General features: G+C 45.0%; 13 protein-coding genes. 2 read left to right on the top strand and 11 right to left on the bottom strand.

What is annotated here, in order from left to right; genetic code table 11:
* From BMW71_RS24155 to BMW71_RS19075, 8 genes are all read right to left on the bottom strand, one after another.
* Positions 1-162 (bottom strand): DUF1835 domain-containing protein (locus BMW71_RS24155; protein ID WP_143057694.1); only part of this gene is annotated, 162 nt, incomplete at its 3' end.
* Positions 163-398: 236 nt separating this feature from the next.
* A complete protein-coding gene (locus BMW71_RS19040; protein WP_092177669.1) occupies positions 399-1,826 on the bottom strand; it encodes an ATP-binding protein in 1,428 nt (475 codons plus the stop codon).
* Positions 1,827-1,949: 123 nt separating this feature from the next.
* On the bottom strand, positions 1,950-3,065 hold the full coding sequence (locus BMW71_RS19045; RefSeq protein ID WP_092177671.1) for an acyltransferase family protein: 1,116 nt from the start codon (positions 3,063-3,065) through the stop codon (positions 1,950-1,952).
* Between the two features lie 52 nt (positions 3,066-3,117).
* Positions 3,118-3,555, bottom strand: a complete 438-nt coding sequence (locus tag BMW71_RS19050) for a hypothetical protein (protein ID WP_092177673.1) — start codon at positions 3,553-3,555, stop codon at positions 3,118-3,120.
* A complete protein-coding gene (locus BMW71_RS19055) occupies positions 3,552-3,998 on the bottom strand; it encodes a hypothetical protein (RefSeq protein ID WP_092177675.1) in 447 nt (148 codons plus the stop codon). Before BMW71_RS19055 ends, BMW71_RS19050 begins: the two co-directional genes overlap by 4 nt.
* Positions 3,999-4,085: 87 nt before the next feature.
* Entirely contained in the window at positions 4,086-4,667 is a 582-nt protein-coding gene (locus BMW71_RS19060; RefSeq protein WP_092177677.1) for a Crp/Fnr family transcriptional regulator, read from the bottom strand.
* Between the two features lie 195 nt (positions 4,668-4,862).
* Entirely contained in the window at positions 4,863-5,615 is a 753-nt protein-coding gene (locus tag BMW71_RS19065; protein ID WP_092177679.1) for a hypothetical protein, read from the bottom strand.
* Positions 5,616-6,248: 633 nt separating this feature from the next.
* Positions 6,249-7,346 (bottom strand): tyrosine-type recombinase/integrase, encoded by a 1,098-nt coding sequence (locus tag BMW71_RS19075; RefSeq protein WP_092177683.1) that lies wholly within the window; start codon positions 7,344-7,346, stop codon positions 6,249-6,251.
* A 430-nt stretch (positions 7,347-7,776) separates the two neighbouring features.
* Between BMW71_RS19075 and BMW71_RS19080 the strand changes: the two genes are divergently transcribed.
* Positions 7,777-9,036 carry an agmatine deiminase family protein gene (locus BMW71_RS19080; RefSeq protein ID WP_092177685.1) on the top strand — a complete coding sequence of 420 codons (1,260 nt, stop codon included), beginning with the start codon at positions 7,777-7,779 and terminating at the stop codon, positions 9,034-9,036.
* Between the two features lie 156 nt (positions 9,037-9,192).
* Here the strand turns inward: BMW71_RS19080 and BMW71_RS19085 are convergent, their stop codons facing one another.
* Complete coding sequence (locus BMW71_RS19085; protein WP_092177687.1) at positions 9,193-9,684, bottom strand: copper resistance protein NlpE N-terminal domain-containing protein; 492 nt, start codon at positions 9,682-9,684, stop codon at positions 9,193-9,195.
* Positions 9,681-10,649, bottom strand: a complete 969-nt coding sequence (locus tag BMW71_RS19090; RefSeq protein ID WP_092177689.1) for an NAD-dependent epimerase/dehydratase family protein — start codon at positions 10,647-10,649, stop codon at positions 9,681-9,683. The genes BMW71_RS19085 and BMW71_RS19090 overlap by 4 nt, the downstream gene beginning before the upstream one ends.
* A gap of 122 nt (positions 10,650-10,771) precedes the next feature.
* Between BMW71_RS19090 and kbl the strand changes: the two genes are divergently transcribed.
* Entirely contained in the window at positions 10,772-11,968 is a 1,197-nt protein-coding gene (gene kbl, locus BMW71_RS19095; RefSeq protein ID WP_092177691.1) for a glycine C-acetyltransferase, read from the top strand.
* 287 nt (positions 11,969-12,255) lie between these two features.
* Here kbl and BMW71_RS19100 read toward each other — a convergent pair whose 3' ends face one another.
* Positions 12,256-14,886, bottom strand: a complete 2,631-nt coding sequence (locus tag BMW71_RS19100) for a valine--tRNA ligase (protein ID WP_092177693.1) — start codon at positions 14,884-14,886, stop codon at positions 12,256-12,258.
* Between the last annotated feature and the right edge of the window lie 15 nt (positions 14,887-14,901).

The following is a 14,901-nucleotide window of genomic DNA, read 5'->3' on the forward strand; positions in this document are numbered from 1 at the left end:
CTGCCTATGATATTTTCCTTCAAATTCATGTAGATTATATAATGGCCCTATTTGTAGATAATCCCTCAGAGAAACTATTTTCCCAATATATGGCCTAAGTTCTATATTGCATTTTAGTTGTTCTTGGTATCCAAATACTATGTGGGTTTGGTTTTTTTCCATCTAATTTAATATTCAACTATAAATTCTATACCATGCACCTTATCCATCTTAATCAACAAACTATGTAATCCGCTATATGACTCGACAACTCAATCGGATAATATCAATAAAGCTAGTATCTTCAACTCCTATAGCGGAACCCAGTTAACCGGTTACAAAGAATTGCCCATAACGGTTTGGCTATGTGCAGTGTCCCGTAGGGCATTGCGTATAGGTGTTGTTGGGCTTAGTATTTTTTAAAATAAACTCATTTGTTCACCACTTATGTCTTGTTCATTTTGTGGCTTTCTCCATGTTGAAGCACTTCCTTTTTTACTAGGGGTCCTTTCAAGAAGGTTAGCGGCTTGAAGCTTTTGAAAAACACGCTTCATTTCATTTTCAGAATCGATTCCACATAGCTCTCTTGCGATTGAATTCGATATTTCTTCGTTAGAGTCAAGATACTTCATCACGATTTCCTCTGGTGAGGCAAGTGGTTCATGGTAAATAGTGACTTTTAATCCAGAAACAGTTTCTTCGATTTCAGGCTCCTTCAATCTCAGTTTCCTCATTGCATGAAATGCAGTGTTTAACCCTTCGCCAACATCTTTATTGGGCGGATCAGGAAACTTGTTAATGAGCCTGACCAACGCCCCATTTCTTGCCAGTTGTTCTTCGAGTATATTTTGAGTCGTAATGTGACCTGGAAGTTTTCCAGGACTTAGAATTTCAATTCGATTGTCAAAAATGATTATTTGTACATCTGAGGTTTTACTATAATCTCTATGTAGTACGGCATTCGTAACAATTTCGTGAACAGCTTCCTCGGGATACGAAATGTTTTCGAAACCTTTCTCTCCCAAAATTTTAATATCCTCTACTGTTTTGACCGTGAAATTGACAGCTTTTTTAATTTGATCGTAGATATTGCCTTCTATAGTCATCGGATCGAACGCTAGCGTTTGCCTAGACCCTTCTTTATCTCTTGTTTTATACCTAAAGATTTTAATGCCACTTTGTTTTGGTAATGCTGCCTGAGGTTCGTCTGCAAATAGGAGAATGCCTGCGACTGTCGGTTTATTAGATTGTATCAGAAGTTGTTTTCTTAACCAAGCATCAGGGGTTGAGCTTGGAATAACTTGTGATATGAAAGTTTTAATCACTTCGGATTCAGTTAGCATCTCTACAGGTAAGTTTAAAACTTGTTGTTCGTATGAAACTGTTCCCTTATCGAATTCTAATTTTTTTAAGTCTTCATGACTTTTAACCGGAATGTTTTGAGCTCCTCTTCTAACATATGGCGAACCGTCTGAAGCTGTCAATATCTCCTTTGATTTATGAACTTGAATGTGGAGTACAAACCCGTTCAATTTTATTGAACCCAAAAACGAAACATTGATATATTGCTCAAAAGGAAAGAACTCCTGAATAGTTTGAAGGTGGCCATTTGCATCCTCAGGGGTCTTGAAACCATCCCAAAAGCGTTCTTTGAGACTTTCTCCTTTTTCTAGTTCACCAACACCTACATAAACCTCTCCTCCGTCAGCGTTTGCAAACGCGGATAGCGTCTGTGTCAGTTTTGCAGGTTTAATTTCCTTTCTCTTTAAATCGGAAAAGTGTCCTTCATGAATCTGAAGAATCTGATTAACCTGGCTTTCTGATATTTCAAAAGTGTCTATTGTCATTTTTATATTAAGCCCAACGGCTAGCGTATGACCAGTTGCGAGCCTACGCCAACCCTACCCGTAAAGGTACAAAAATAATTAATCAGTGAGAAAGGCTGCTAAACGCCTGTTGCGCAATTGGTTTTACGCTTTGTTAGCAATTGTCTTTATTCTTTTTACTCCAAATAAAGGCTGTATTATCGGTATTTTCAAAATAATAAATTCATATATCAGCCAAGAGCCACCAAATGTTGCCACTATCATTATTGCCATTTTTAAAGAATAATGCAGGTCAATATTAATCAAGAAATAGCCACAAATTATAGTTATTGTCTGATGCAATATGTAGAAGGGATACACTGCTTTATTTCTATACTTTATAAGAGAACTTTGTCTATTTAAATATTTTGCTGCAAAACCAAATATTGCTAAAATCCAACTCCAAATATTTACTATTTTAACCATGCTAAATATTAAGCGGTTAATGTCAAATATTACGATAATTGAAAATGACAATACTCCGATAATAAGTGTCAAATGTCTAATTCTAATTACCGCATTCCAAAATGAAGATTTAATGCTTATCAGAAGATAGCCTGAAATAAAAAACACAAAATAAAATACAAGCGCATACCAATCTCCAAATAAAGCATGTGTCATTGATTTATTTTCAAAAAGTAATTCTATTGGTATAAAAGGCACGATGAGCAAATACAGACTAACGGAATATTTATTAATTAAGCTTTTAAATTTCTCAACTAGAAATCTTTTCTCCTTTCTTAAGTACAAAAATAATGGGGTGGCAACTATTGACATAAGCAAAAGATAAGGCAAAAACCATAAATGATGCCAACTAAAATTACCACTCGGATAAACACCTTCGAAGTAATGGGGATAAAAATCAAAGTAGTTATGGAAATCAAGACCCTGTGTTAATCTTTCCAAATAAACTTGTGGTGGTACCACTATCAGCATTCCTACTATCAGAGGTAAAAATAATCGGCTAATACGTTCATAAATATATGATTTGCCAGTTTTGTTTGAAAACGCAAATCTTGTTCCCATTCCAGATACAATAAATAAAATTGGAATTCTCCAATAACTTGTAAAACCCATAGGATAGTTAAGCCAATTCACAATTTCATTATTTTTTATATGCCATTCCCAAGGTGAAAAAAACATTCCAACATGAAAAATTATTAATATATCAAACACTATTACCCTAATCCAGTCAATATCGTATCGTCTTTCTGTCTTCATTTTAAATAATTGCTAACGTTTTGTGTATGGTGCGTATCCCGAAGGGTATGCATTATACGCTTTGTTGTAAAGCGTTATTCATTTTTAAAAGAATTATATGACCAAAGAAAATTCCTAATGGAATAATTACAATTAGGTAAATCCACATCCAAATGGGGCCTGTTTGACTCAATTCTGAAAAGAATCCTGCCCAAATTAGTGATATGACCTGAATTCCCATTAACAGGAAAATTGCCAACTGTGGTTTTTCTGAACTAATTCGTGATGTTAAGAATCCGCCAATAGTTCCAGCTAATAATGAGTATATGACTTTAAAAAATAGTACCCCAGTGGTATTGCGGACCTCAAAATAGCCTGTTTCATTGGTAGTTAATTCCGTGAACTTCTTCCCTGAAATGATTTTAACAGTGACAAATTCAATTGATTCAGCTACCAAGGTTATGGCAATTAGCCCTATAAAAACACCTATTATTAATCGTAAAACTGTCATTTCTTTAGTTTGAAATGTTGCTGAACAAACCTATTCCAACCCTTTTTTGTCTGCGATTCGACAACCCAAAAGAAGCCATTTTCCTCGTCTGGCCAATAAGCCTGTCTGGCTGTTCCAGCAGGCATTTCAGCCACAAAACCTATTGCTTCTGGATGGATATCACTCACATCGGTTAGAACACCATGAGAGTTCTTACCATCTGAGGTAAATGACCAAAAGCATATCTCTTTCTTTTCATTTAATCCAATCAGCGTATGATCCAGATAATCCTTGTTTTTAAGTTTCCAGAGTACTTCAAGTTTTATGAACTTGTTATCCAAAACATATTCAAAGCTTCTTTGACATTCGGGCTTTTGTTCTTCAGCACTGCCTTCATTTGCAATCCATTTTCCCAGTAACGGGGCAAAGGTTCCAAGTTTACCACGGCCTTTATTCCATTTCATTATATTACCATTAATTTAAATTTCAAAAATAGATTTAAAGAAAATTATCAATGTTGGTTTAAACCAATTAAAAGCGAAAAGAAATTGCTACTTGTATAGCAACCCATTTCTTACGCAATGTTTGTTATATAACTTACTGAAGTTGGTCACATCTATGTTGACATATGATGCAATGTACTTATGAGGTATCATTTTAAAGAGTTCGGGCTTACGGTGCATTATTTGTTTAAACCGATCTTCCATACTTAACTCCCTTTGATTGACATTTTGCAATATTGAGGCAATAAGCATTTTCTCGAGTAGAACCCTGTATGCCGTTTCAATAGCTTTGGACTGATTAAAAGCCTTTTGTAAACTATCGTAAGAAATACTTTCTATAATACAGTTGCTCAAACACTCAATACAATACTTTGATGCACTTTGATTCGTGAATGAAATGAAATCTGCACAAAAACGATTATTATAAAAAAAGTCTAATATTCTACGATCTCTACCTGTGTCATCATAAAGAAAGGTTACGCCTTTTTTAATCATAAAGAGACTATCCTGAACATCACCATCAAAAAGTAGGAAGTCCCCTTTTTTCTTTTTAAAGGTTTTTACTGAGCTTTCAAATTGCTTTTTTTCGTCAGAATGGATTTTGTTGTACAGGCTCAGGATTTCAATCATTCGAAGCTAAAGTTAGTAGTCGTGAATAATTTTTCTTTCAAGCACTTTCTTAAATGCTTTACAACGTTTTGCATATGGCTTGTGGCGGTTTCGAAGCACTTTCCTGTCCACCGAAACCAAAGTTGGCTACGGAGCGAAAACCTTTCTGGCAGCCGTTTACCCGCCATAAGCTATATGCGTTGTTGCCACTCGTTTTTATTTTTTTTCAATTTCGGTTATAAAGTCGTGTAGGTAAATAATTCGTAACGGTTTCTCAGCAGTTTGGTCGTAAACCACAATTTCGTATTCAACCTTTGGCTGCATTCCTTCGAGTTCCATTTCTTTCTTAGCCAAAGTGGTAATTCCTTCGATATCATAGTCTTTAGCCAAGTCCGCAATTATTAGCCTACACTCGTAAAACGTATTCTCTTTTGCTAAAAAGTCCGTTGTCAACTTGTAATTAACTTCTGCTTCAGGGTTGAATTTATACGAGAAAGTCTGTCCGTCAACAATAACAAATCCTTTTCTCGTAAGGTCAGGTGGCCAATTTCCGCCCCGTGCAGATTCTTCAATAATTACAAACTTGTCCACGCTGTCAATGTCAAGTTCATTCAATTTAAAAGCTGATTTATAGTTCTCAATATTTATCAGTGTTGACTGTTTTTGCTGTTCTGCCTGCATTTCCCAAAATCCTTTGCCTGTGCTTTGTCGATACATACTATCTACGCTTGGGGGAACTTGAGCTTTCATTTCTTCGGTCGGTTCTTTCTCCCATGATTTTTTAAATAACTCAAAATAGTCTTCAGAAAACGTCTGGGCTGTTAAACTGGAACTGAATAGAATTGTCCCTAAAATCAGAGTGAATTTTGTCGTCATAGTCTTTTTTTCAAATGAGTGGCAACGTCCAGGCTTGCGTGCGGTGGGCGCTTTCGGAGCGCTTTTCTCCCGGCTTTCCCAAACTTTAGTCAATGTACTAAATTTTATTTTATTCTCTTGATGCCCAATGCACGCAAGCCATTGTTACAGGCAGGGCTCCCTTTATTTCTGTTGTTCGGTCCCGGTATGCTGAAAACTAACTGGTGTGTTTAGCCGCAAATGTCATGGACCAGATCGGTTGGCCAATACGGGAACGGATGCTGTTTTCGGTTTTCATCTCTTGGATATCGATGTTCGGCGTTTTTCCAGCAGCCTTCCTCCAGGCGTTCCGGGTTCGCCCTGTTCTCCACCTTAAACGTCGTTACCTTCCGGAACCCGCTCGCCCGGCGCAAGGGATTTCTGTTCGGTACCGAAAAATCACCGGTCGAATCGCAGCACTTCCGGATGTTACCGGTTGTATCGGGTTGCTGTCCTGCAGGTATGTCTTCCATCTCCGTAAACGGATACCTATCCACGCCCTCGATGCTGGAAAAAGCCCCGATCCGGTCCTTCGTGCACCACCAGAAATTGAAAAGCTTTCATCAGGACCACCTTTTCTTACTGTACATGGCCTTGCCTGTAACTCGTATATATACCTGACCTATTCAGGGTTATGCATCCAATTTTAGGTGGATAACCCTGATGAATTTATCGTTCAGTCAGGGTTTAATAGTACGGATTATTTCGTTAAAGATCATCAAATGGCGACTTTATTTGTTGCAACGAGCGCGTACTGACATGGGTGTAAATCTCTGTCGTCTTGCTGCTCTTGTGCCCCAATAGCTCCTGAATGTACCGCAAATCCGTACCGTTCTCCAGCAAATGGGTCGCGTACGAATGACGAAGCCAGTGGAGTGTTACGGGCTTGTTGAGCTTAATCTTACGCAAGGCTTGTTTCAATACACTCTCCAAACTTCTGTCACTGTATTTTTCGCCTTTTTCCAGACCTTCAAATAGAAAAACCTCCGGTTGGTATGCACGGTAATACTGCCGCAGCAAGTCCACGACCTTTTCCGATAGGGGTACCACTCGGTCTTGGGATTGCCGGATGATCAGTAAGCCCCTTCGGGCATCGACATCCGGGATTTTCAATGCCAATAGCTCGCTCCTTCGCAATCCACAGGCATAGATCAACGACAGCATCGCCCTGTGTTTGATGTTTTGGTGCGCGTCCAAAATCCATTTTACCTCCTCCTTACTCAACACATTGGGAAGTAGCTTGGGCTTTTTAGGCCGTTTGATAATTTCCGGGTCCAGTTTTTTCTTCACCAAGGTGCCAAAGTAAAGTTTCAACGCATTGATCACCTGGGATTGGTAGGAAACAGAATACTTCCTTCTGATGATAAAGTCCCGGTTAAACAGTTCCAGATCATCATTGGTAACGGCCACTGGCTCTTTATTTTCCATAAACCGGAAAAACAAAGCCATGGCTTCTGTATAGGTTTTGACGGTCGAATCGGCATACCGGCGGTTTCGCATCCAGTCCCCAAACTTGTTTACTTCCAATCGAATGGCGGACGAAAGAACGGGCAGATCGGCGAAGGTCTCAGGGATCTTAACCTTCCGAAGGCCGGAATAGTCTAACCAGACCTTGCCGCGGAAAAACAGCAACAAAGCATCCAATTGATCCTCCCGATACGGAACCCACCAGGTCTTGTGCTTTTTGGACCACTGACATTCCGGGTAGGTTTTGACCAACTCCTTTAAAGAAAAATCATAGGGAAACTCCAGGCAGATCACCGGCAATCCCTCAAAAACAGCGTTTTTTAAAACAATGGTTTTCATCGGTATAAAAAATATGAGAAAAAGATAGTAATTTTTTATCAGAAAAAAACAGAATCCCTCTGAAATTACACGTAGGCGTTCCCCGCAAGCCAGAGTCGCCGCTGCACTTCTGGCAAAAAGGCAGCCCCCGAACCCCTGAATATCCTTGTGCTACGGACTGTCCTCGGGCATGGCTCGTTTCGCTTTGGAGCAAAGCTTTTCCAAGTCAGCGAACCTTTCACACGGAGGATGTCCTCGTCTTCCATCATCGGCGGTCATGGGCTGTGCCTGGCAATTGGTTGCCTTTTCATTGGCCCCCGTGGTAATTCCCCGGGGCTTCGTAAAATTCAGATTTTATTTAGAATCTTGTTGTAACTTGCTTTAGTAAATTTGATCGGTTAAGCTGGTTTTCCAACGATGTATAAAAAATGCTTTCAACCGGTGGCCTGATATGAATGCCATGGCCGGATTGACAGGGATGCACGGATTGCGTCGCTGTCTGTTGGCAGGATTGTCCTGTCTCGTATGCTTCCTCACTGCGTGCACGCAGGACGTTCAGGAAAATCCTCCCGCAGGGCCGCTCGCGGAATTTGATCCACAGGAAAGCACCTTTATCTGTTGGAACCCTCAATTTCAGGAGATTTCGCTCAAACTGATTCAGGAGATCGCCAAAGACGATCGGGTTACGCTGTTCTACAACCAACGAAATCACCGCCCCGAAAACCTGGAAGCGCTACTAGCGGCGCGGAAGGTCAACCGGGAAAATGTCAGTCTGGCCCCTTTCGAATTGGAAAAGGATAATATCTGGATCCGGGATTACGGACCGATACTTATGGAAGACAGGAAGGGTCAGGAAGAATTGGTTGTGTTTCAGTATCCCCACGAGGAAAATCCGGAATACAACCTGTTCAGCGAACAGTTTGCCACCAAAATGAGGATCCCTTTCCTGAGGAGTAGGCTGTACAGCGCCGGAGGCGGCCGGGAGATCAATGGGCGGGGAACCATTATTCTAATCGAAGGGCACGAAAAATACATCAATCCGGGCCTTAGCCTGGAAGAAATTGAAGCGGAGTACAAGCAAAAGCTGCATCAAACGAACGTCATTTGGCTTAAAAAGGGCCTGCCGCAAGACGATCTGTTTGATCACGGACCCGTCATTGACAATATCTACGGCAATGGGGTGCATTGGCACGTAGATGAGTTTTGCCGGTTTGCGGATGCCCAAACCATCCTGCTGGCCCAGGTGGATCCGGCAGATCTTTCCCTGGACCCCTTTTACCAGGTGGTGCACGAGCGGTTGGAAGAAAGCTATCGGATCCTGAAAAATGCCCGGGATCAGGATGGAAACCCGTTTACCATCATCCGGGTACCACAGGCGCCGATCATTTTTGATCAGGGGCACTACAACGGTCAGCCGATTTACTACACGCCCGTCACCAGCTATCTAAACTTTGTGCTGACCAATAATCTGGTCGTACTGCCTGCCTACCACACAGCGGGTGACCCCGATTTTATCCGGCAAAAAGACGAACAGGCAAAAAAGGCGTTTCAGCAAGTTTTTACAACCAGAAAAGTGGTCACCATCGAAGCTACCGAACTCAACTACAGTGGCGGGGGGCTGCACTGCATCACCATGCATCAACCCAAGGTCAAAAAGCGATCCAAACTCCGACGTATAACGGAAAATGGACTCAAACGATTGAAAGGTTAACCCGGCATCTTGAAGCCTACACACGTTGCTAAATTTTTTTTATCAACAAGTCCGAGGCAAGGACTGGATCAGGGTGCTGTTTGACTTAATGAAGGGTAGTATCGATTCCATGGAGTAGCTGGCGCTGTCCGGATCGGTAGCAGCAGATACGATTGCCTATTGCTTCACCAATTCGAGGGTATAGGTCCCTTCCGCGGAGATGTTTTTCTCGTTTGTATCGAGCAGGTGGAGCATTCCCTCTTTGTCCTGCAGGAAGCTTTTCAGTGCGGCACCGGAATCGTCCAGCAAGCGGATGGCCATGGCACCGGGGTCGTTTTCCAGTCCGTAGACCACCTCGTATATTCCCGAGCGGACGTACTCCCGGTCCCCGTCTTTGGTGCCCTGGTAGGTCTCGGTGAGTTCGTAGCTACGCTCCTTTTTATTGGGGCTGTTTTCCAACTTGAGCACGGTCTGGATTCCCTTACAGTCCGCGCAGGGAAGTAGCCCTTCGTACTGCATCCAGGTGGAAAAGGTATTGTCGAGCACCAGTTCCTCCTGCTCTGCTGCGCCTTCTTGTTCGGCTCCCTCGTACCGCTTTTCTTCGGTGGGCGCATCGCAAGAAAAAAGGACCGCCAGCACGAATAGGGTAATCAATCGTTGCTTTTTCATGGTTTCGTTGGGTTTGTAGCGGCCTGTAGTTTGGGTAGTTCCTGCAAGATGTTCCGGATCATTGCCGGCATTTCGTAATCCGGAGACCAGTTCCAGTCCTGTCGGGCTTCCCGATCGTCGATGGACCGGGGCCAGCCAGCCGCGATGGCTTGCCGGTAATCCGGTTCGTAAGTTATGCGAAATTCCGGAAAATAGGGAACGATTCCCCGATACAATTCCTCCGGTGTGAAGCTCATCGCCGCCAGGTTGTAGCTGGAACGAACGCCGATGCGTTCTTTGGGCGCCTGCATCAGCATGCAGGTGGCTTTGATGGCATCGGGCATGTACATCATGGGTAGTCGCGTGTCTTTCTCTAGAAAGGAGCAGAAAGGTTTACCGGCCAGGGCCTGGTGAAAAATAGCTACGGCATAGTCGGTCGTCCCTCCGCCAGGTAGCGCCTTGTACCCGATCAGGCCCGGAAAACGAAGGCTGCGCACGTCCACGCCATACTGTTGGTGGTAATAGGCGCACCAGTGTTCCCCAGCCAGTTTGGCGATGCCGTAGGCGGTGACGGGTTCTTTAGGCGCCAGTTGAGGCGTTTGGACCTTGGGGCTGTCCGGGCCAAAAACGGCAATGCTCGAGGGCCAGAACACTTTGTCCAACTTGCATTCCCGCGCCAGTTCCAGCACATGCAGCAAGCTATCCATATTGAGGTGCCAGGCTGCCTGGGGATTGGTCTCGGCCCGGGCAGAAAGGACCGCCGCCAGGTGATAGACCTGAGTAACGCTTTCTTTTTTGATGCAGCTGCGCAGCGCTTCCCGGTCCATGACATCCAGTAGCACAAAGCGACAATGGGGAAATTTCGCCTCCGCCTCCGGCTGTATATCGCTGGCGATCACCGCCTCCGGCCCGTATAACTCGGTTAATTTTTGGGTCAACTCCGTCCCAAGCTGCCCGGCAGCTCCGGTTACCAATACCTTCTCCATTTGGATTTATTTTGATTTGCGCGATTCAAACCCTCAATTTCAGAATTTTTATACAATCGGCTGTCATTTTTATTTAAAAATAGTAAATTCATCGGTTAGAAATTCACAAAACGAAAGACTTCATGTTTGGCAGCTTACAGGCGCAATTGCAGAACGAATTGCAACAACTCAAGGATTCCGGTCTTTACAAAACGGAACGAATCATCCAATCCCCGCAAGGTGCGGAAATACAGCTAGCCGATGGCAGCCGGGTGTTGAACTTCTGTGCCAACAACTACCTGGGCCTCTCCAGCCATCCAAAGGTAACCGAAGCGGCCAAAGCAGCCATTGATAGCCACGGGTTTGGTCTGTCCTCGGTGCGCTTTATCTGCGGTACCCAAGATATCCACCAGAAGCTGGAGCAAAAGATATCGGAATTTTTGGGCACGGAAGACACGATTTTGTATGCTGCGGCCTTTGATGCCAATGGCGGGGTGTTTGAGCCCCTGCTGGGGCCTGAAGATGCCATCCTCTCGGACGCATTGAATCACGCGTCCATCATTGATGGGGTGCGGCTGTGCAAGGCCATGCGCTTTCGCTACCGCCACAACGACATGGCAGACCTGGAAACCCAGCTCCAGGTAGCCACCGAAAAAGGTGCCCGGCACAAACTGATCGTGACGGATGGGGTGTTCTCCATGGATGGCACCATCGCCCAATTGGATAAAATCGTGGCCCTGGCCGAAAAATACCAGGCACTGGTGATGTCGGACGAATGCCATTCCACTGGATTTATGGGAAAAACGGGCAGGGGTGTTCACGAGTTGACCGGCGTGATGGGCAAGGTAGACATCATCACCGGCACCCTGGGCAAGGCGCTGGGAGGGGCTTCCGGCGGATTTACTTCCGGCAGAAAAGAAATCGTCGAACTCCTGCGTCAGAAATCCCGTCCCTACCTGTTTTCCAATACCCTGGCCCCGGCCATCGCCGGAGCCTCTATAGCGGTGTTTGATCTGTTGTCGGAAACCACCGAGCTGCGGGACCGGCTGGAAGCCAACACCCGTTTTTTTCGGGAAGGGATCCGGAAAGCGGGTTTTTCGGTAAAGGAAGGGACGCATCCCATTGTCCCCATCATGCTTTACGAGGCTCCTTTGGCCCAGCAGATGGCCGAGCGCTTGCTGGAGCGGGGTATTTACGTAATCGGCTTTTACTACCCCGTGGTACCCAAAGGGGAGGCGCGCATTCGCGTGCAATTGTCGGCGGCTCACGAAAAGCAGCACCTGGAAAAAGCCATCGCCGCCTTTACCGAGGTAGGAAGGGAATTGGGGGTGATTGGGTAACGGTTTTTTATGGACGATTCTTATTCAAAGATCTCGACGTTGGGGATCGCTTTTACCGGCCCCTGGACCAGGCTTTCGCCCGGGGCTATTGCTGTCGAAGCCCTTATAGCTTCGGAGTCGGACGGGATCTTGTTTCTTGGGATGTAATACGGAATGTCACTTCAGCGGATTGTGCCAAAGACCTGTCGCTTTTTTACCTATCGTTTTAGACACTCGAAGATTCACTCAGGAAGTGCGCCAGGAAAATTCCCTGCTTGTCAGCTCCTGTGCTACCGCATTTTAGATGGCTAATGTTGCAGCTTCTTTAAGCTTTCTTCAAGTGCGTTTAGCTTTGACTGCGCGTCTTCCATTTTTTTCTTTTCTTTTTCCACAACTTGTGCGGGAGCGTTTGAGACAAACTTTTCGTTGGCCAATTTTTTTGAGACCGAGGTCAAAAACCCTTTGGTGTATTCCAGTTCTTTGAGCAGGTTTTCTTTTTCCTGTTCCAGATCAATTTCCTCCTCTATCGGTATGAAAAACTCGTCTGCTTTTACCACAAAGGTCAAGGCATTTCCTGTCGTTTCGCCAAAGGTTAGGGAAGAAACGTTTGCCAACTTTTGGATAACTTCCTCAAATCGCCCGTATACGCCTTCGTTGCTGGTTTTTACAAACAGAGCTACAGGCAGTTTGGGAGACATGCCCCTGGCGGCACGGGTGTTTCTGATTTGCGATACCAGTTCGAAAATATGCTGCGCTTCCGCAACAATTCCTTCGTCAAAAGCATTTTGTTTGGGCCATGCCGACAACATCAGTGCTTCTCCGTCTTTTCGCTCTCCGATTTGCTGCCACAATTCCTCCGTAATAAACGGCATGAATGGGTGTAGGATTTTTAGCAGCTGTTCGAAATACGCCAGGGTTCGGTCTTTCGTGTGTGCATCGATCGGGGTCTGATAGGCGGGTTTGATCATTTCCAGGTACCAGGAACAAAAATCATCCCATACCAGCTTGTAGGCGGTCATCAAGGCATCCGAAATACGGAATTTTTCAAAGTGATCCGTGAGCTCCGCCAGGGATTGGTTAAACCTACTTTCAAACCAGGCGATGGCGGTTTCGTTTGCGAGGTTTCTGCCCGGAATTACTTCCCATCCTTCGATCAGGCGGTAAGCATTCCAGATTTTATTGCAGAAGTTTCTTCCCTGCTCGACCAGCTTTTCATCAAAGGGGAGATCGTTGCCAGCAGGGCTGCTAAAGAGCATGCCTGTCCGCACCCCATCCGCACCGTAGGTTTCAATCAACGCAAGCGGGTCCGGGGAGTTGCCAAGCGATTTGGACATTTTCCTTCCCAGCTTATCCCGAACAATTCCCGTCAGGTAGACATTTCGAAATGGTTTTTCTCCCGTATATTCATAGCCGGCAATGATCATTCGTGCGACCCAGAAAAACAGAATTTCCGGAGCGGTTACCAGGTCGTTGGTCGGGTAGTAATAGGCAAGGTCCCGATTTTTTTTGCCGCTTTTGAAAAACGCCGGATCAAAAACGGATATGGGCCATAGCCAGGAGGAAAACCAGGTGTCCAGGACGTCTTCGTCTTGTTTCAGATCCTGTTCCGTGTAGGTTTCATCAAATTCCGTTCTGGCCAAATCAAGTGCTTCTGCCGCAGAATTTGCGACCACGTAGGATCCGTTTGGCAGGTAATAGGCAGGTATTCGGTGTCCCCACCAAAGCTGCCTGGAAATGCACCAGTCCCGTACATTTTCCATCCAGCTTTTGTACATGTTTTTAAACTTTGGAGGAAATAGCCGAACGGCGTCATCCATGACCGCCCGCAAAGCAGGTTGGGTGATTTCTTCCATCTTCAAAAACCACTGCATGGAAAGCCTGGGCTCAATCACCGCATCGGTTCGCTCGGAATGCCCCACGTTGGAGGTATACGCTTCTTGTTTGCTCAGCTGTCCGGCTTCGCTCAATAGGGCGGCGATTTTTTTACGGGCTACGAAGCGGTCTTCCCCCACCAGAATCGTTGCTTTTTCATTGAGGGTCCCGTCATCGTTTAGAATGTCGATGACTTCCAGTTGATGCCTCAGGCCGATTTCATAATCGTTGATATCGTGAGCGGGAGTGATTTTCAGGCAACCTGTTCCAAATTCCCGGTCTACGTATTCGTCTTCGATAATGGGGATGGGGCGATTGATCAAGGGGATCAACGCTTTTTTCCCTTTGAGGTGCCGGTACCGTGGGTCCTCGGGATGGACGCATATGGCTACGTCGGCCATGATGGTTTCCGGTCGGGTTGTTGCTATCGTCAGTGATTCTTCTGAACCCTCGATGGCATAGGCAATGTGATAGAGTGCAGACGGGACTTCCTTGTAGACGACTTCGTCGTCAGATAGAGCCGTTTTCCCTTTGGGGTCCCAGTTGACCATCCGGATGCCCCGGTAGATTTTGCCTTTTCGGTGCAGGTCCACAAAAACGTTTGTAACGGCCTCACTCAAGGAGGCGTCCATCGTAAACCGCGTTCTTTCCCAATCACAGGAAGCCCCCAGTTTTTTTAGCTGCTCAAGGATAATGCCCCCGTATTTTTCCTTCCATTCCCAGGCATGTTCCAGAAACGCCTCCCTGCTGATGGATTTTTTCTCGATACCTTTTTCCTTTAGCATGGCCACTACCTTTGCCTCCGTGGCGATCGACGCATGGTCCGTGCCGGGTACCCAGCAGGCATTTTTCCCTTCCATCCGGGCTTTTCGTACCAGAATATCCTGAATGGTGTTATTTAACATATGCCCCATGTGGAGAACTCCGGTCACATTTGGCGGAGGAATCACGATGGAATAAGCTTCCTTATCGTCGTCCGGCTCGGAATGGAACATGCCGTGTTCCATCCAATAGCGGTACCAGTTGGATTCAGCGATTTGGGAATTATATTTGGTAGGGAGTGCCATGCTTTCGTAATTTAG

It is taken from the genome of Cyclobacterium xiamenense, from assembly GCF_900109255.1.
Classification (GTDB): domain Bacteria; phylum Bacteroidota; class Bacteroidia; order Cytophagales; family Cyclobacteriaceae; genus Cyclobacterium; species Cyclobacterium xiamenense.

Bases quoted from the DNA above. Each gene is read 5' to 3' on its own strand.
- BMW71_RS19075 (WP_092177683.1), bottom strand. From the start codon at position 7,346: ATGAAAACCATTGTTTTAAAAAACGCTGTTTTTGAGGGATTGCCGGTG.
- BMW71_RS19080 (WP_092177685.1), top strand. From the start codon at position 7,777: ATGAATGCCATGGCCGGATTGACAGGGATGCACGGATTGCGTCGCTGT.
- BMW71_RS19090 (WP_092177689.1), bottom strand. From the start codon at position 10,649: ATGGAGAAGGTATTGGTAACCGGAGCTGCCGGGCAGCTTGGGACGGAG.
- BMW71_RS19050 (WP_092177673.1), bottom strand. From the start codon at position 3,555: ATGACAGTTTTACGATTAATAATAGGTGTTTTTATAGGGCTAATTGCC.
- BMW71_RS19040 (WP_092177669.1), bottom strand. From the start codon at position 1,826: ATGACAATAGACACTTTTGAAATATCAGAAAGCCAGGTTAATCAGATT.
- BMW71_RS19100 (WP_092177693.1), bottom strand. From the start codon at position 14,886: ATGGCACTCCCTACCAAATATAATTCCCAAATCGCTGAATCCAACTGG.
- BMW71_RS19055 (WP_092177675.1), bottom strand. From the start codon at position 3,998: ATGAAATGGAATAAAGGCCGTGGTAAACTTGGAACCTTTGCCCCGTTA.
- BMW71_RS19045 (WP_092177671.1), bottom strand. From the start codon at position 3,065: ATGAAGACAGAAAGACGATACGATATTGACTGGATTAGGGTAATAGTG.
- BMW71_RS19060 (WP_092177677.1), bottom strand. From the start codon at position 4,667: ATGATTGAAATCCTGAGCCTGTACAACAAAATCCATTCTGACGAAAAA.
- BMW71_RS19085 (WP_092177687.1), bottom strand. From the start codon at position 9,684: ATGAAAAAGCAACGATTGATTACCCTATTCGTGCTGGCGGTCCTTTTT.
- kbl (WP_092177691.1), top strand. From the start codon at position 10,772: ATGTTTGGCAGCTTACAGGCGCAATTGCAGAACGAATTGCAACAACTC.